The 17,076-nt window shown below is 71.2% G+C and carries 16 protein-coding genes; 4 read left to right on the top strand and 12 right to left on the bottom strand.

The window, feature by feature from the left end; all coding sequences use genetic code 11:
• Window positions 1-8 precede the first annotated feature (8 nt).
• From OOK07_RS14675 to OOK07_RS14640, 8 genes are all read right to left on the bottom strand, one after another.
• Window positions 9-1,463, bottom strand: coding sequence for a GlnX family signal transduction membrane protein (locus tag OOK07_RS14675; protein WP_266680439.1), 1,455 nt, complete (start codon window positions 1,461-1,463; stop codon window positions 9-11).
• A 90-nt stretch (window positions 1,464-1,553) separates the two neighbouring features.
• Window positions 1,554-2,558 (bottom strand): N-acetylglucosamine kinase, encoded by a 1,005-nt coding sequence (locus OOK07_RS14670; RefSeq protein ID WP_406311707.1) that lies wholly within the window; start codon window positions 2,556-2,558, stop codon window positions 1,554-1,556.
• Complete coding sequence (locus OOK07_RS14665; protein WP_266796849.1) at window positions 2,555-3,820, bottom strand: 6-phospho-beta-glucosidase; 1,266 nt, start codon at window positions 3,818-3,820, stop codon at window positions 2,555-2,557. The genes OOK07_RS14670 and OOK07_RS14665 overlap by 4 nt, the downstream gene beginning before the upstream one ends.
• Before the next feature lie 88 nt (window positions 3,821-3,908).
• A complete protein-coding gene (locus tag OOK07_RS14660) occupies window positions 3,909-4,802 on the bottom strand; it encodes a carbohydrate ABC transporter permease (RefSeq protein ID WP_266796847.1) in 894 nt (297 codons plus the stop codon).
• A 2-nt stretch (window positions 4,803-4,804) separates the two neighbouring features.
• Entirely contained in the window at window positions 4,805-5,746 is a 942-nt protein-coding gene (locus OOK07_RS14655; protein ID WP_266680431.1) for a carbohydrate ABC transporter permease, read from the bottom strand.
• 7 nt (window positions 5,747-5,753) lie between these two features.
• Complete coding sequence (locus OOK07_RS14650) at window positions 5,754-7,100, bottom strand: ABC transporter substrate-binding protein (RefSeq protein WP_266680429.1); 1,347 nt, start codon at window positions 7,098-7,100, stop codon at window positions 5,754-5,756.
• A gap of 84 nt (window positions 7,101-7,184) precedes the next feature.
• Window positions 7,185-8,405 carry an ROK family transcriptional regulator gene (locus OOK07_RS14645; protein WP_266796845.1) on the bottom strand — a complete coding sequence of 407 codons (1,221 nt, stop codon included), beginning with the start codon at window positions 8,403-8,405 and terminating at the stop codon, window positions 7,185-7,187.
• 214 nt (window positions 8,406-8,619) lie between these two features.
• Window positions 8,620-9,717, bottom strand: a complete 1,098-nt coding sequence (locus OOK07_RS14640) for a mechanosensitive ion channel family protein (RefSeq protein ID WP_266680425.1) — start codon at window positions 9,715-9,717, stop codon at window positions 8,620-8,622.
• Window positions 9,718-10,038: 321 nt separating this feature from the next.
• Between OOK07_RS14640 and OOK07_RS14635 the strand changes: the two genes are divergently transcribed.
• A complete protein-coding gene (locus tag OOK07_RS14635; RefSeq protein ID WP_266514508.1) occupies window positions 10,039-10,575 on the top strand; it encodes an HNH endonuclease in 537 nt (178 codons plus the stop codon).
• Between the two features lie 96 nt (window positions 10,576-10,671).
• Here the strand turns inward: OOK07_RS14635 and OOK07_RS14630 are convergent, their stop codons facing one another.
• The 3 genes from OOK07_RS14630 to OOK07_RS14620 are packed head-to-tail and all read right to left on the bottom strand — an operon-like array spanning window position 10,672 to window position 13,285.
• The gene (locus tag OOK07_RS14630) at window positions 10,672-12,030 is read right to left on the bottom strand and encodes an FtsX-like permease family protein (protein WP_266796842.1); all 1,359 of its coding nucleotides are present in this window, start codon (window positions 12,028-12,030) and stop codon (window positions 10,672-10,674) included.
• A complete protein-coding gene (locus OOK07_RS14625; RefSeq protein WP_266796840.1) occupies window positions 12,027-12,755 on the bottom strand; it encodes an ABC transporter ATP-binding protein in 729 nt (242 codons plus the stop codon). The genes OOK07_RS14630 and OOK07_RS14625 overlap by 4 nt, the downstream gene beginning before the upstream one ends.
• On the bottom strand, window positions 12,752-13,285 hold the full coding sequence (locus tag OOK07_RS14620; RefSeq protein ID WP_266680419.1) for a PadR family transcriptional regulator: 534 nt from the start codon (window positions 13,283-13,285) through the stop codon (window positions 12,752-12,754). The genes OOK07_RS14625 and OOK07_RS14620 overlap by 4 nt, the downstream gene beginning before the upstream one ends.
• Before the next feature lie 196 nt (window positions 13,286-13,481).
• On the opposite strand from OOK07_RS14620, the gene OOK07_RS14615 reads away from it, so the two are divergent.
• From OOK07_RS14615 to OOK07_RS14605, 3 genes are all read left to right on the top strand, one after another.
• Window positions 13,482-13,712 carry a hypothetical protein gene (locus OOK07_RS14615; protein WP_405624339.1) on the top strand — a complete coding sequence of 77 codons (231 nt, stop codon included), beginning with the start codon at window positions 13,482-13,484 and terminating at the stop codon, window positions 13,710-13,712.
• A gap of 185 nt (window positions 13,713-13,897) precedes the next feature.
• Window positions 13,898-15,985 carry a 4-alpha-glucanotransferase gene (gene malQ / locus OOK07_RS14610; RefSeq protein ID WP_266796838.1) on the top strand — a complete coding sequence of 696 codons (2,088 nt, stop codon included), beginning with the start codon at window positions 13,898-13,900 and terminating at the stop codon, window positions 15,983-15,985.
• Window positions 15,986-16,048: 63 nt separating this feature from the next.
• Complete coding sequence (locus tag OOK07_RS14605) at window positions 16,049-16,300, top strand: hypothetical protein (protein WP_266680415.1); 252 nt, start codon at window positions 16,049-16,051, stop codon at window positions 16,298-16,300.
• A 66-nt stretch (window positions 16,301-16,366) separates the two neighbouring features.
• On the opposite strand, the gene OOK07_RS14600 is transcribed toward OOK07_RS14605, so the two are convergent.
• Window positions 16,367-16,966, bottom strand: coding sequence for a TetR/AcrR family transcriptional regulator (locus OOK07_RS14600; protein WP_266680413.1), 600 nt, complete (start codon window positions 16,964-16,966; stop codon window positions 16,367-16,369).
• Window positions 16,967-17,076: the final 110 nt, after the last annotated feature.

Genomic DNA, 17,076 nt, shown 5'->3' with positions numbered 1-17,076 from the left:
GCCCCCTCTCACCGGTACTCCGAAAGCCTGCGCCCGATACCCAGCACCGCGCCGGCCGCGCCCAGGACGGCGAGGACCGCCGCCCCGTACGGCAGGCCGGTCAGTGCGTCCTTGCCGTCGCCCGCCGCCTGCTGGAACTCGGTCTGCTCGTGGGTGAGTGCCTTCTCCAGAGCGGCGTCCACATTGTCGAAGCACACGCTCGTCGGGTCCTTGCCGACGCCGATGACCTTGTCACGGGCCTGCTGGTACTCACCCTTGTCGTTCAGGCCCTGGGCGACGACGTGCCGGTCCTTCCACGCTTTCATGAAGCTGTCCGCGTCCTGTACGGGTTTCCTGCCCGCGGAGTCGTCGGCGAGACCGCCGGCCCTGGTGAGCGACGTGGCCAGCTCGCCGATCTGCTGGTCGTACCCCACGGCGTAGGCGTCCACGGGCTTGCCGCCCACGACCTGGGTGTCCGCGCCGCGGCGGATGAGGCTGAGGTTCTCGTCGCTGCGGGCGGTCAGGGACGCGATGCGGGCGTCATGCAGGACGTTCAGTGAGCGGACGCCGTGGTCGTAGGAGTCGCTCAGCCCCGCGCGGGCGACGGTGTGACCGACGACGAGCCAGAGCAGGACCACCACGGAGGCGGCCGACGCGGTGACCAGACCGTGGTTCAACACCCGGTTGGTGCGCAGGTAGTTGCGGTGCTGGGCCCAGGCAAGGCCGCCGAGCGCGAGGAGGCCGAGGCCGACCGCGGCCCACGGGAACGACTTCGCGTCGGAGTAGTCCGAGCTCAGCCGCTGGTTCTCCTTCTGGTACAGGGCCTCGGCCTTCGGCAGCATCTGCTGCTGCATCTGCTCGTTCGCCGCGCGCAGGTAGGCGCTGCCCACCGGGTAGCCCTGCCGGTTGTTGGCCCGGGCCGTCTCGATCAGGCCTTTGTACTGCGGCAGCAGCTTGTTGAGATCGGCGATGGTCTTCGCGGAGTTTGACCCGGGGTCGGAGTTGGAGGCGGCCTTGACGAGCTTGTCCGCCGCCGTGCCGATGTCTCGCTCGTACCGCTGACGCATCTCGGGCTTCTCCTGCGGGCCCGCGAGATAGCCGCTGGCCGCCGCCGTGTTGGCGTCGGCGAGCGATCTGTAGATGTCGGCCGCGTCGGAACTCAGCGGCTGGCTGCGGGTGAGCACCTGGTCGGCGGCGGACGCGCGGTCGGTCATCTGCCAGGCGGTGACCGAGCCGAACGCGACGACGAGAAGCGCGACGAACGCGCCGATGATGCGCAGCCGCCCCGGCTCGGTCGTCGCCGCCTCACGCAGGCGCTCGACCCCCTCCGCGAAGGCGGTACGGCGCGCCGAAACGGGCGCGGGCACGGCCGTGGGACCCGGTGGCGGCGGGGGAACGGGCCGTCCCGGCTGCGGCGGCACGGCCGGCATCGTGGGCATGCCGGACCCCGGTGGCGCCGTACTGCTCTTCGGCGGGTGTGTCACCTTGACCTCCCCCGTGGTCATCCGTCGCCGCAAGTATCCCTGCCGGATGCCTCCGGCGGGAGGGCAGGGGCTCGCATCACCCCCTGCCCATCAATACGTCGTGGGAATCGGATCGGTTCCGCCCTTGGGACTGCCCGTGAAGTGGGCGCGCACCCTGTCATGCACCGCCTGTCCCGCGTGGACCCGGTCCAGCCCCAGCAGCGCCGCCCCCAGCACCGGGCTCGCCGTCACCACCCGGGGCACCGCCTTCGGGGCGCGGGTCGCCAGCAACTCCTTGATTCCGTCGTTGAGTTGGGGGTGCTGGGCGGCCAGTACGCCGCCGCCGAGCAGGACCGGGGTCTCCTCCTCCAGCAGATCGAGGCGGGTCAGTGCCACCGTCGCCATCGCCACCACCTCGTCCGCGAGCCGGTCGACGATCGCGCGGGCGATCGGGTCGCCGTCCGCGGCCGTGGCGAAGAGCACCGGTGTCAGCTCGTGGCGGCGGGCGGGCGCCACCTCTTCGAGGTGCAGCGCCTCGATGAGCGCGAGCATGGTGTAGTGGCCGAAGTGGGCGGGCAGGACGCGGGCGAGAGCCGTCGGTGCGCCGCGGCCGTCCTCCGCGCGTGCCGCGTGCCACAGCGCTTCCTCCACCAGCCCCCAGCCGCCGCCCCAGTCGCCGGAGATACGGCCGAGTGCGGGGAAGCGGGCGGTGCGGCCGTCGGGGCGCATGCCGACGCAGTTGATCCCGGCGCCGCAGACCACGGCGACCCCCCGGGGTTCGGTGATGCCGGCGCGCAGGATGGCGAAGGTGTCGTTGCGGACCTCCACCTGCGCGCCCCACGCGCGCGCCTGCAGCGCGGCCGCCAGCTGCTCCTCCTCCACGGGGAAGTCGGCGTTGGCGAGGCACGCGGAGACATGGTCGACCGACTCCGCCCCGGCGGCGGCGAAGGCGCTGCCCACCGCGTCGGCTAGGGCGTCCACCGCCGCGTCCACGCCCACCACCGGCGGCCGGAACCCGCCGCCGCGGGCCGTGGCGAGGACGGTTCCGTCGGCCGCCACGACCGCGACATCGGTCTTGCTGTTGCCCGCGTCGACGGCGAGGACACGTGCGGTCATGCCCACGCGAGATGCTCCCGGTTGTGTGCGATCAGTCGGTCGGTCAGGCCTTCGGCGTACTCGTACTGGCCGATGAGGGGGTGGGAGAGCAGGGCCCGGAAGACCCGGTCGCGGCCGCCCCGCAGCGCCGCCTCCAGAGCCAGGTCCTCGTACGCCGTCACGTTCGCCATCAGACCCGCGTACAGCGGGTCCACGGACGGCACGGCGAGCGGGAGCGGTCCCTTCGGACCGACCGCCGCCTGAACCTCGATCACCGCGTCGTCCGGCAGGAACGGCAGCGTGCCCTTGTTGTAGGTGTTCACCACCTGGTACGGGCTGCCGCCCGCGCCCAGCAGCGAGGCCGCCAGATCCACGGCTGCCTCCGAGTAGTAGGCGCCGCCGCGCTGGGCGAGCAGTGCCGGCTTCTCGTCCAGGGCCGGGTCGGCGTACATCTTCAGCAGATGCCGCTCCATCTCGGCGACCTCGGCGGCCCGGGAGGGCTTGGTGCGCAGCTCTCGTACGACCTCGTCGTGGGCGTAGAAGTAGCGCAGGTAGTACGACGGGACCACGCCCAGGCGGTCGAGCACGGCCCGGGGCAGCCGCAGGTCGGCGGCGATCGAGGCGCCGTGTTCGGCCAGCAGCCTGGGCAGAACGTTCTCGCCCTCGGGGCCGCCGAGACGTAGGCCGGTCTCCCAGGTGAGGTGGTTGAGGCCCACGTGGTCGAGGTGGACGTCGGCCGGTGAGATACCGAGCCGGTCCGCGAACTTCCGCTGGAAGCCGATCGCGACGTTGCACAGGCCGACCGTCTTGTGGCCCGCCTGCAGCAGGGCACGGGTGACGATGCCGACCGGGTTGGTGAAGTCGATGATCCAGGCGTGCGGGTTGGTGCGGCGCACCCGTTCCGCGATGTCCAGGACGACCGGGACCGTGCGCAGCGCCTTGGCCAGGCCGCCCGCGCCGGTCGTCTCCTGGCCGACGCAGCCGCACTCCAGGGGCCATGTCTCGTCCTGCTCGCGGGCCGCCTGACCGCCGACGCGCAGCTGCAGCAGCACGGCGTCGGCGCCGTCCACGCCGGCGTCCAGGTCGTCGGTCGCCACGATCCGGCCGTCGTGCCCCTGGCGGGCGAAGATACGGCGGGCAAGTCCGCCCACCAGCTCCAGGCGTTCGGGCGCCGGATCGACGAGGACCAGTTCCTCGACGGGCAGCGTGTCACGCAACCGGGCGAAGCCGTCGATGAGTTCGGGTGTGTAGGTCGAGCCTCCGCCGACCACGGTGAGTTTCACTGGAGGTTGCCTCGCTTCCGGGCGCGCGGGACGGTGATCATCGGCCGGGGGTCCGGGGGTTGCCCCCGGGGAGATGCTGCATGCGTGGTTAACCCTTCACTCCGGTGAGCGTGACGCCCTCGACGAATGCCTTCTGCGCGAAGAAGAAGACGAGGATCACCGGGGCCATGACCAGCACGGTCGCGGCCATGGTGAGGTTCCAGTCGGTGTGGTGGGCGCCCTTGAAGGACTCCAGGCCGTAGGAGAGGGTCCAGGCGCCCGGGTTCTCCGAGGCGTAGATCTGCGGGCCGAAGTAGTCGTTCCAGGCGTAGAAGAACTGGAAGAGGCCCACGGCCGCGATGCCCGGCCTGGCCATGGGCAGGACGACCTTCAGGAGGGTCCTGAAGTCGCCGCAGCCGTCCACCTTCGCCGCGTCCAGGTACTCGTTCGGAATGGTCATCAGGAACTGGCGCAGCAGGAAGATGGAGAACGCGTCACCGAACGCCATCGGGATGATCAGCGGCCACAGCGTGCCCGACAGGTCCAGCTGCTTCGCCCAGAACAGGTACATCGGGATGATGATCACCTGCGGTGGCAGCATCATCATCGAGATCACCAGCATCAGCGACAGATTGCGGCCGCGGAAGCGGAACTTGGCGAGCGCGTACGCCACCGGGATCGACGACGCCACGGTGAGGACCGTGCCCAGTCCCGCGTAGATCAGCGTGTTCTTCCACCAGGTCACAAAGCCCGGAGTGTCGAAGACCTTCCTGTAGTTGGACCACTCCCAGGTGTGCGGGATCAGGTCCCGGCTGAGGGCCTGGGTGTCGCTCATCAGCGAGGTCAGGAACACGAACACGAAGGGCAGCACGAAGAAGAGCGCCACCGCCACGCCGAGGGAGTGGACCGCGACCCACTCCAGGAGCGACCGGCGGCGGGCCGTGCGCTCGGCGGGGGAGACGGGTGCCTTCAACTGCACCGGTTTGTCCAGTACTTGGGCCATGGTCAGTCACCTGCCAGGTTGAGACCGCCCCGGCGCCGCATCAGGAACGCGGTGAACACCATGGACAGGGCGAACAGGACCAGGGCGACGACGCAGGCGGAGCCGTAGTCGAAGCGCTGGAAGCCGAGGTTGTAGACGAGCTGGGGGAGGGTGAGGGTCGACTTCTCGGGGTAGCCGGGCTCGAACTGGGTGCCCGCGCCCTGGATCACGCCCGAGGCGACCTTCCCGGCGATGAGCGGCTGCGTGTAGTACTGCATCGTCTGGATCACGCCGGTGACGACGGCGAACATGACGATCGGCGAGATGTTCGGCAGCGTCACGTACCGGAACCGCTGCCACGCCGACGCGCCGTCCAGCTCCGCGGCCTCGTACTGCTCCTGGGGTACGTCGAGCAGCGCGGCCATGAAGATGACCATCAGGTCGCCGATGCCCCACAGGGCGAGCAGGGTGAGGGCGGGCTTGGACCAGGTGGGGTCGTTGAACCAGCCGGGGGCCGGGATGCCGACCTTTTCGAGGATCGAGTTCACCGGGCCCGTACCGGGATTCAGCAGGAACGCGAAGGCCATCGTCGCGGCCACCGGCGGGGCGAGGTAGGGCAGGTAGAAGAGGGTGCGGAAGACTCCCGTGCCCGTCTTGATCTTGGTGATCAGGAGGCCGACGCCGAGGCCGAAGAGGACCCTCAGGGTCACCATGACCAGGACCAGCCAGAGGGTGTTGCGCAGGGCCGGCCAGAAGAAGGGGTAGTGCTCGAAGACGTAGGTCCAGTTCTTCGTCCCGCTCCACGTCGGCGGTCTGAAGCCGTCGTAGTGCATGAAGGAGAAGTAGACCGTCGAGATCAGCGGGTAGGCGAAGAAGACCGCGAAGCCGATCAACCAGGGCGACATGAAGGCGAGAGTTCGAAGGGCCGACCTGCGGCGCTTCGACGCCAGGGTGATGGTGCTCATCGTCCGGCTACTTCGCCTGCGCGATGTCCGTGTCGATCTGCGCGGCCGTCTTCTTGAGGCCCGCCTTCAGGTCGGTGACCTTTCCGCTCTCGTAGTCGTACCCGAAGTTCTGGATCGTCGCGAGGTACACGCCGCCGTTGATGGAAGCGGGCGACGTCGTGGAGTTCGGGTTCGCGGCGATGTCAAGGAACGTCTTGAAGCGGGGGTCGTACTTCAGCTTGGGGGATTTCAGGGCGGCCAGCGTCGAGGGCACGTTGTGGATGGCGTTGGAGAAGTTCACCACCGCGTCCGTGTCCGTGGTCATGTACTTCACCAGCTCCCAGGCAGCGTTCTGCTTGTGGCCGGCGGCGGAGATGCCGGTGATGGTGCCGGTGATGTAGCCCTTGCCGTACTGGGCGGCCTGGTCGTCGGGGACGGGCAGCGGGGCCACGCCGACATCGAACTTCGGCTTTGCGTCCAGGGCCATTCCCAGACGCCATTCACCGTCCAGCTGCATGGCCACCTGGCCGGTGTGGAAGGGGTGCTTGACGCCCCATTCGTCACCCAGCTCGGAGCGGTAGGTCTCCAGCTTCCTGAAACCGCCGAGTTCGTCGACGAGTTTCTTCTGGAGCTTGAATCCGGCCTCGAACGCGGGGTCCGTGGCGAGTTCGGACTTGCCGGCCTTGTCGAAGTACGTCGGAGAGAACTGACCGAAGTAGTGCTCGGTCGTCGTCTCCCAGCCGTGGTAGTCCGGCATGAAGCCGAGCTGCTTGTAGCTGTCGCCCTCGGTGATGGTCAACTTCTTGGCGTCGGCCTCGAATTCGGACCACGTCTTCGGCGGATTCCTGATGCCGGCCTTCGCGAACGCCGTCTTGTTGTAGTAGAGCCCGTACGCGTCGCCCAGCAGCGGTGCCGCGCAGCGGTTGCCGTCGAACTGGGTGTACTCGTTCATCGCCTTCGGGAACGTCGTCTCCGGGTCGATGCCCGCCTTCTTGAAGAAGGGGTTGAGGTCGGCCAGCGCACCCGACGAGCAGAACTTGCCGACGTTGTTGGTGGTGAAGGAGGAGATGACGTCCGGAGCCTTGTCGCCGCCCGTGCGCAGCGACTGGTTGATCTTGTCGTCGGTCATGTTGGCGACGACGTTCACATGGATGTTGGGGTGTGCCTTCTCGAAGCCGGCGATCAGGGAGTTGACGGCCTTCACTTCATTGGGCGCGCTCCAGGCATGCCAGAAGTTGATGGTCGTCTCCTTCGAGGCGTCGTCGTCGGCGCCGGACGACGAACTGTCTGTCTGGCCGGTACAGGCGGTGGCGAGGAGGGCGAGGGAGGCGGAGGCGGCGAGAGCGAGGGCCGCTTTCCGTGACATTCCGGGCATGGCAAGTTCTCCCAGGGGCGGGACGGGGTGGGTGAGGGAAGGCGGGTGGTGAGTACGGGTTCGGCGAGAGGGCCTACGGGCCGGTCAGCGGGAGGTGTCGAAGACCTCGTCGCGGGTGGCCGCCAGGGCGCTCTCCAACGCGCCCCGCAGCACGGGGTGTTCACGGACGTCGCCGACCACGAGCCGGGGCCGGGAGGCAGCGAGTTCCTCCAGCTCGGCCTGGACCAGGGCGCGCAGCACCTCGCCGCCCATGGTGAGCGAGCTGCCGCTCAGGACGACGAGTTCCGGGTCGAGGACGGAGACGAGGGAGGCGAGACCGGTGGCGAGGTGCGTCGCGTAGGTCTCCAGCAGTTGCCGGTAGGGGCCGTTGTCGGTCTCGTGGGCTTCGGCGGCGCGGGCGACGAGAGCGGCGGCGGCCTCGGCGTACGGGCCGGCCGGGATCTCCTCGATGCCCAGCCGCCGGGCCAGTTTGGGGATGGCCTGCGAACCGGCCAGCTCCTGGTAGCCACCGCTGTTGGCCTTGGTCACCTGCCGGACCAGGGGTGCGCCCGGCACCGGCAGGAAGCCGACCTCGCCCGCGCCGCCGGTCCAGCCGCGGTGCAGCCGCCCGCCGAGGACCAGGGCGGCACCGAGGCCGCCCTCGTTCCACAGCAGCACGAAGTCCTCGTGCCCGCGGGCCGCGCCCAGCCGCTGTTCGGCGACGGCGGCGAGGTTGACGTCGTTCTCGTACTCGACCGGCATCGGCAGGGCGGCGGCGAGTTCGTCGAGGAGGGCCGGGGTGTGCCAGCCCGGGAGGTGGGAGGCGTAGCGCAGCCGGCCGGTGTTGGGGTCGAAGGCGCCCGGGGTGCCGATGACGAGCCGGTGGACGTCGCCGCGAGTGAGCCCCGCGGCCTTCACGGCGCCGTCGAGGGCGTCGGTGACCTGTCGGACGACGGGCTGGGTGGGCCGCCTTCCCGGGGTGGGCAGTTCGTACGACCCCACCCTGCGGCCGGTGATGTCGGCGACGGCGGCGAGGACACGCTCGGGGGTGACGTCCAGTCCGGCGGCGTACGCGGCGGCCGGATTGACCTCGTAGAGCTGCGCGTTGGGGCCGGGACGTCCCTCGGTGGTGCCGGTGGCGAGGACGAGGCCGGCCGCCTCCAGGCGGGCGAGCAGCTGGGAGGCGGTCGGCTTGGAGAGGCCGGTGAGCTTGCCGATCCGGGTGCGGGACAGTGGCCCGTGCTCCAGGAGGAGGTCCAGGGCGGCGCGGTCGTTCATGGCGCGCAGGACGCGCGGGGTGCCCGGCGTACCGGCTGTTCCTGCCATGTGGTCGACACCTGCCTTTCGACTGCCCAGCTCGACTGCCCAGCTTCTCACTGATCACTGTGCGGGTGGCCGTTGATCACTGTTAGGAAAGTTTCCTATTGGCTGGAGAGGAACGTAAGCCCAGGGCGAAGGAGGCGTCAATAGGAACCGCCCCCGAGGCAACAGACTCGTTACCTCGGGGGCGGTGGGAGTGGGTGGTGGGGCCGGCCGGCCCTTACTTCGGCGCCGCCGAGCGCTGCTGGGCGAGCGGCGATGCGGCCTCCGCCTGCGGGGAGTCGGGGTTGGAGAGCACCGAGGGGGCGGAGACCGCTGCCGCCGGGTCGACGGGCTCCTCGTCCAGCGGGGCCGTCGCCCCGCCCACGATGCGGATGTTCGCGGCGTCGAAGGCGCGCTTGACGCGCCAGCGCAGCTCGCGTTCCACGGTGAGGGACTTGCCGGGCATGGTCTTCGCGGAGATCCGGACCACCATCGAGTCAAGGAGCACGCTGTCCAGGCCGAGGACCTCGATCGGGCTCCACAGGAGCTCGTTCCAGGGCTCCTCCGCGCTCATCTTCTCGGCGACCTCGTCGAGGGTGGCCTTCACCCGGTCCAGGTCCTCGTGCGCCTTCACGGTGACGTCCACGCCGGCCGTCGCCCAGCCCTGGGAGAGGTTCCCGATGCGCTTGACCTCGCCGTTGCGGACGTACCAGATCTCGCCGCTGTCGCCGCGCAGCTTGGTCACGCGCAGACCGACCTCGATCACCTCGCCGGAGGCGACGCCCGCGTCGATCGTGTCACCGACCCCGTACTGGTCCTCCAGGATCATGAAGACGCCGGACAGGAAGTCCGTGACCAGGTTGCGGGCGCCGAAACCGATCGCCACGCCCGCGACACCGGCGGAGGCCAGCAGCGGGGCCAGGTTGATCTGGAACGCGGCCAGGATCATCAGTGCCGCGGTGCCGAGGATCGCGAAGGACGCGACCGAGCGCAGCACCGAGCCGATCGCCTGGGAGCGCTGGCGCCGGCGCTCGGTGTTGACCAGCAGTCCGCCGAGCGCCGTGCCGTCCACGGCCTGGGCGGTGCGGGTCATGCGGTCGATCAGCTTGGTGATCGCCCGCTGCACGACCGCTCTCAGCACCCCGGCGATCACCAGGATCAGCAGGACCCTGAGGCCGATCGCGAGCCAGGTGGACCAGTTCTGCTCGACCCAGCCGGCGGCGTTGGTCGCGCTCTGCTGGGCGTCCTGGAGCGTGGGGACCGCCGGGGCCGTCGACTCCGGGGGAGTCGGCGACGGCGACGGACCGGCGGCCAGTAGGACGGCGGGCAAGGACACGGCAGGTACCTCCAGGTGCTGCGGTCCGCCGCCCGGTTCCGGATTGGTCAAGGTCACGGAAAGGTCACCGGGTGGGCGGGTCCACCACACTATCGGGGCATCGTGTGCGAATCCCTGCCCTCTTCCGGGGAGAGCCGTTGGCCATCCGGGGATGAGCAGGTGGGATAAACAGTCGCCCCTCCGGGGGATGAATCAGATGTGGTCGAAAACACTCCCAGCCCGTTACCGGGACATGGTGGCGCTTCCAGCAGGCCAGAGGGGAGACTGGCTACAGATCGTCCCGGCGCGAGCCACGCGCCGCCGACGCACAAGGAGGCATCCGTGCCGCACGTCCTGGTCCTCAACGCGTCGTACGAGCCACTCGGCGTCGTACCGCTCCGCCGCGCGCTCGTCCTCGTCCTGGAGAACAAGGCTGTCTCCCTGGAGGAATCCGGCGCCTTCATGCACAGCGCAACCGTCACAGTCCCCGCACCCAGCGTGGTCCGGCTCAAGCGATTCGTCCGGGTTCCCTATCGGGGGCCCGTTCCTCTCACCCGGCGGGCGCTCTTCGCGCGCGACGGGGGCCGGTGCATGTACTGCGGTGGCGTCGCAACCAGCGTCGACCACGTCATCCCGCGCAGCCGCGGGGGCAAACACGTCTGGGACAACGTGGTGGCGTCCTGCCGCCGCTGCAACCACGTGAAGGCCGACCGACATCTCTTCGAGATCGGCTGGCGGCTGCGCCACAAACCCGCTCCACCCACCGGACTGGCCTGGCGCATCATCGGCACCGGCCATAGGGACCCGCGCTGGCTGCCGTACTTGCAGCCATACGGCGCGGAGGCCGCCATGGCCCGGATCGACGGCATTTCCGCCTGACGATCCGGGCTTTCGCATAGCTCTGGTGGCGGGGCGTGCCGCGCACGCGGTCCGGTCCGGGAGCCCCCCGTACTCCCGGACCGGACGGTCATCCCCTCATGCGTAGCGCAGCTCGGCCGGGCGGACCGAGCGGCGCAGCAGAGGGAGTGAGGTGGCCGCCGCCAGCAGGCAGCACGCGTACACGGCGAACGGCACCAGGAGCGTGCCGTACGGCACCGGCGCCACGATGTAGTCCGTGCTGAGCGAGGCGTACCAGGCGCCGATCCCCAGGCCGCCGATGCCCGCCACCGCGACCGCGGGGGCCAGCGGCAGCGCGGTCTCCAGGAGCAGTGCCCGGGCCAGCACGCCGTGCGGCACTCCGGCGGCGGACTGCGCGGCCAGACCCCGGCGCCGGGTGGCGAGGGACTCGGCGGTGCCGACGGCGAGGCCGGTGAGGATGAGCGCGAGCGCGACGAGGATCGCGGCGGCCGTCAGGTCGATGCCCGTCGTGTAGTAGGCCATGTCCGTGCCCAGCCGTCCTTCGCGGCGCATGGCGTGCAGCTCGGTCAGCAGCACCTGCCGTACGCCGACGAAGCCCGAGCCCACGACCGTCACCAGCAGCACCGCCGCGTGCGTACGGGCCGCCGCCCACGGGTCCTCGCACAGCCGTTCCGCCGCGATCAGCACCGCCGGGCGCCGGGTGCGGGCGGCCAGGCCCGCGCCCAGCTGCCGGGACGACGAGCCGGACAGCCACACCGCCGTACAGCTGATCAGCAGCGTCAGGACGATCAGCGTCGGCGGGCCGGGGGTGAAGGTGAAGGAGTCGCTGAAGAGCGGGGCCACGACGATGAACAGCAGCGTCGCGGCCAGCAGCCAGGTCGCCGACTTGAACAGCCGCCCCGGGCCCCGCGTGGCCCGCACCCGGCGTACCCACCCGAGTGGCGAGGCCACCACCCGGCCCAGCGCCAGGGCGCTCACGGCCGCGCCCAGCACGGGTACGGCCGCGGCCACCAGGGCGATGCCCGCCCAGGCGGGGGCGGTGGGGCGCGACCACAGAGCCGGCAGCAGCGGCACGAAGGTGGCCGTGGCCACCGCCGAACCGGCCAGACAGGCAGGCCCCGACTCCAGCGCCGCGATCCGCCGCACCTGCCGGGGCGAGGCTCCCGCGAGCCGCAGCGCGGCCAGCCGCCGGTCGCGGTGCACCGCTCCGATGCGCGCGCACTGGCCGAGGAACCCGAGCACCGGGATGAGCAGCAGCCCCAACGCGAAGATCACTCCGCGCCGGTCGCTGTCGGAGTCGAGCAGCCCGGACCCGACGGACACGGAGTAGTACCCGTCCAGCGAGGCGAGCGAGACGACCGCGAGCGCGATGCCCGTCGCCATCGCCGCCCCGACCGCCGTCAGCCCGATCCGCCACCACTCCCGCCGGTCGGAGCCCCGGGTCAGCAGCCAGGCCAGCCGAAGATCGGTCCTCATGCCGCCACCCCCGCCGGCGCCACGGCACCGTCGCTCAGCCGCACCTCGCGGTCCGCGTACGCGGCCACCTGGGCGTCGTGCGTGATCAGCAGCACCGACGTGCCCGCGTCCCGGGCCGTGTGCACCAGGGCCGCCATCACCTGTTCGCTCGCCAGGGAGTCCAGCGCTCCCGTCGGCTCGTCCGCGAAGACGACCTTCGGGCCGGTGACCAACGCCCGCGCCAGCGCCGTCCGCTGGGCCTGGCCGCCGCTCATCTCACCGGGCCGCAGCGCCTCCTGCCCCCACACGCCGAACCGCTCCAGCCACTCGCCGGCCTGTGCCTGCGCCTCGGCGCGCGGTGTTCCGGCCAGCATCAGCGGCAGCGCGACATTGTCCAGCGCCGTCAGCTCGGGAATCAGCTGCCCGAACTGGAAGACCACCCCGAAGTCGGTGCGGCGCAGCTCGCTCAGCCGCTTCTCCGGCAGCTGGTCGAGCCGCTGCCCGGCATACGTCACCGCGCCCGCGTCCGGGCGCACGATGCCGGCCAGGCAGTGCAGCAGCGTGGACTTCCCGCTGCCGCTGGCCCCGGTCACGGCGAGGATCTCGCCGGCCCGCAACTCGGCCGAGGCGCCGCGCAGGGCCTCGGTCCTGCCGTGCGTCTTGGTGAGGTCACGGGCCGCCAGGAGCGGCACCGCGCTGTCCGTGCCGTCCGGGCTGTCCCCGTTGCTCGTGTCCCCGTTGCTCATGCTGCGTCGACCTCCGCGGTCAGGGTGGTGAGCCGGGCCGCCGTGGTGTTCATCCAACGGAGGTCGGCGTCGAGGTGGTTGAGGGCGTAGTCCGCCGAGAGCACGGTCGCGAGGCCGGCGCCCCCGGCGGTCTTGACCGCCGTGAGCTCCCGCATCCGCTCCATGTGCGCGGCACGCTGCGCGGCCAGGTAGCCGGCCGGGTCGCCGCCGGACAGGATCGACACGACGACCTTGGCGAAGATCTCGTTCGTCACGAACGGTGCGGGCGGGGCGATCTCCCCGGCCCACCGGGCCAGTTCGCGCGTTCCGTCCTCGGTCGAGCGGTATGCCGTCCGCTCCGGGCCGCCGTCCGAGTCGGTGCCCTCGACCTGGGCGAGGCCGTCCCGGACCAGGCGCTGCAGGGTCGTGTAGACCTGCCCGTAGGCCAGCGGACGGGCCTGCGGAAAACGTTCGTCGTGGCGTCGCTTGAGGTCGTAGCCATGGCTCGGCCCAGAGGCGAGCAGCCCCAGCAGGATGTGGCGGGTGCTCATGGCGATCATTATGCACTCGATACATGTACTGAGTGAATAGTGACGGGGATTCGCTGCCCCGCGGCGCTCCCGGTATGGCGGAGAAGTGGAGCAGAATGTGACAAGAGGCACCTGGTTCGATCCCGTACGTCTGCCGCCGCGCGCACGGGGTAGGGCTGCGGTAACCCGTTGCCCGTATCCGACAAGGAGGCCTTCCGTGGCCGCACCGGCTTACCCCCTCTCCAAACCCGTGGCGCAGCTGCCGTCCTTCGAACCCGAGCCGCACTTCTGCGTCTTCAGTGCGGAGGGCGCCTGCGCCGAGATCCCGTTGACCAGCGAACCGCCCCTGCCCGACGCCGAGCCCCTGACCAGCGAGCCGCCTCTCGCCGACGCGGCGCACCTGACCAGCGAGGCGGTGGCCCCCGAGCCGGACTGCACGAGGCCCTAGGACCCGCCTTCCGGATCCGCCCGGCGTCGCGGGCCCTGGCACACGCGTCTGCGGCGTTGTCGTCGGTCGCCGACGCTCCGCGTCGACTCCCCCTCCGCCTTGCACCCGCACGCACCAGACCCCGCTCGGGGTGGTGGTGAGGCACCGTTCCGTACAGCCGACCTGATCCGAAAGGCAGGCCCTAGATGGCAGCGCAGGGGTCGCCCGAACCGCCCGCCGAGGACCTGTCCCGGCTCGCCGCCCTGCACGGCGTCGCCACCTCCTACAGCCCCTCCCCGGACCGCAAGGTCGCGGCCTCGGCCACCGCTGTCACCCTCGCGCTGGCCGCCCTCGGCGTCGACACGGGCACCCCCGAGGCCACCCGTGCCGCGCTCGCCGCCCGTGAGCGGGAGCTGGGCGAGCGGCTGCTGCCGCCGACGGTGGTGCTCTGGAGCGGCGGTACGTCCCCCGCGCTCGCGGCCCTCCCAAACGGCACCCGACTGCGCATCGAGACCGAACAGGGCGAGACGCGTGGGTCCGCCGAGCAACTCCCGCCCGGGATCCACCGGTTGACGGCCAGCGCACCCGACGGCCGTTCCGCGGCAGCCCACCTGGTCGTCGCCCCCGCCCGGCTGCCCACGCCGGCCGCCCGCTCGTACGGTCTGCTCGTCCAGCTCTACTCCCTGCTCTCACACCGTTCCTGGGGCATGGGCGACCTCGGTGACCTCGCCGAACTCACCGCCTGGGCCGGACGGGCCCTCGGCGCGGGGTTCGTCCAGGTCAACCCGCTGCACGCGGCCGTGCCCGGCGCTCCCACCGACCCCTCTCCCTACCGCCCCTCCTCCCGCCGCTTCCCCGACCCCGTGCACCTGCGCGTCGAGGACATCCCCGAGTACGCCTACGTCGAGGACCGCGAGCACCTGCGTGCGCTGCTCGGGCGCGCCGCCGGGCTGCGCGAATCGGTACTGGAGAAGGGCGCGTTGATCGACCGGGACGCGGTCTGGGCGCTCAAGCGGCAGGCGCTGGAGCTGATCCGCGAGGTGGAGCCGGGGCCCGGGCGGCGTGCCGCGTACGTCGACTTCGTCGCCGAGGAGGGTGAGGCCCTGGAGGACCACGCCACGTGGTACGCCCTGGCCGAGGTGCACGGCTCCGACTGGAGCCGGTGGCCGGCCGCCCTGCGTGATCCCCGGTCGGCCGAAACGGCTCGCGCCCGCGGGCAGTTGCTGGACCGGGTGGACTTCCACTCCTGGCTGGCCTGGCTCACCGACGCCCAGCTCACCGACGCCCAGCGCGCCGCGCGCGAGGCCGGGATGCCGATCGGGATCGTGCACGACCTGGCGGTCGGAGTGCATCCGGGGGGCGCCGACGCCTGGGCGCAGCAGGAGTACTTCGCCGCCGGGATGTCGGTGGGCGCGCCACCGGACGCCTTCAACGCGCGCGGCCAGGACTGGGGCCTGCCGCCCTGGAGGCCGGACCGCCTCGCCGAGTCCGGCTACGCGCCGTACCGCCGCCTGCTGAAGGCGCTCTTCCGCTACGCCGGCGCCCTGCGCATCGACCACGTCATGGGCCTGTTCCGCCTCTGGTGGGTGCCGCAGGGACACCCGCCCACCGAGGGGACGTACGTCCGCTACGACGCGGAGGCCATGCTCGCCGTCCTGGTGCTGGAGGCCTCGCGCGCCGGTTCCGTCGTCATCGGCGAGGACCTGGGCACGGTCGAGCCCGGCGTACGCGAGACGCTGCGCGAGCGCGGGGTGCTCGGCACGTCCGTCCTGTGGTTCGAACGGGACTGGGACGGCGACGGCCGTCCGCTGCCGCCGGAGCGCTGGCGCGCCGACTGCCTGGCCACCGCCACCACCCACGACCTGCCGCCCACCGCCGCCCGCCTCACCGGCGAGCACGTCGAACTCCGCGACAGCCTGGGCCTGTTGACCCGTCCGCTGGAGGAGGAGCGCGCGGAGGCGGCGGCCGACACGGGCGAGTGGCTGGCCCTGCTCACCCGCCTCGGCCTGCTGGACGGCATGGGTGGCGGCCACGGCACGTCGCAGGAGGAGGCCGAGATCCAGGCGGTCCACCGCTTCCTGCTCGCCACCCCGTCCCGCATGCTCGGCGTCTGGCTCCCCGACACGCTCGGCGACCGCCGTCCCCAGAACCTTCCCGGCACCTGGGACCAGTACCCGAACTGGCGGCTCCCGATCGCGGACGCGGAGGGCCGCCCGGTCACCCTGGAGGAGCTGGCGGGATCGCCACGTCTGCATGCGCTGATCGATGTGCTGCGGGCGGGGCGGCAGGAGTAGGGCGGAGCCCGTACGGCACCCCCGGACGAGCGGGCCGATTCGTCGTTCGATACTTTTGGCACCGTGGACAAGAAGAACGCCCTGCGCGCCGGCGCCCTGGCTGCCGGTACGACGCTGATGATGCTGCTCATGACGTCCCCCGCGCTCGCGCTGACCCGCGACGACGGCGACGACCCCGGCCAGGGCCTGAGCGTCGGCGAGACGCTGGGCCTCTACGTGCTGGCCCCCCTCGCCCTGTTCGCGGTCATCGCGGGCCTGGTGATGGTTCTGGACAGGTCCAAGGACCGTCAGCCGAAGGCCAAGGCGAAGGCCTGACCTCACACTCCTTCGAGGGCGCCGGCCCCGCCGTACGCGGGCGAGACCGGCGCCCTCGGCGTGTTCTCAGGGGCTCGGCGCCGTGAGATACCGCTGCAGGGTCGGCGCCAGCCACGCCACGATCTCCTCGCGGCTCAGCGCCACGGTCGCCGGAAACCGCAGCACGTAGCGCGTGAGCGCCAGCCCCAGCAGCTGCGCGGCACCGAGCGCGGCCCGCGCCGGGGCCTGCTCGGGATCGGGACACACCTCGCGGGCGACCGGAATCAGCTGGTCCCGGAAGACGGACTGCATCCGCTCGGCCCCGGCACGATTGGTCACACCGACCCGGAGCAGGGCCGTCAGCACCTCGTTCTCCTCCCACATGCCGAGGAAGTGCGCCACGAGCGTCCGGCCGACGTCCTGCCGGAGCAGCGAACCCGGATCCGGCATCGACAGATCGATGGAGACCGCTGCCGCGAACAGGCCCTCCTTGTTGCCGTAATAGCGCATCACCATGGACGGGTCGATGCCGGCGTCCCCCGCGATCGCGCGGATGGTGGCCCGCTCGTAGCCGTCGGCCGCGAAGCGTTCGCGGGCCGCGGCGAGGATGGCGTCGCGGGTGTCCGCCGAACGGCGCCGGGCACCGCCGGTGCCGGATTCCGTACTGCTGCTGTCACTGGCTTTCACATCAACAAGCGTAGGCCAGCGGCTGTTGGCCAACAAGTGTTGACTTCTTCGGGTGGGTGCTCCTATCGTCGTCCACAAGCGTTGGCAAACAAGCGTTGGCAAACAAGCGT

It is taken from the genome of Streptomyces sp. NBC_00078 (assembly GCF_026343335.1).
Lineage (GTDB): Bacteria > Actinomycetota > Actinomycetes > Streptomycetales > Streptomycetaceae > Streptomyces.
The sequence above is the reverse complement of the archived record's forward strand: the minus strand, read 5'-3'. Positions and strand labels throughout refer to the sequence as shown.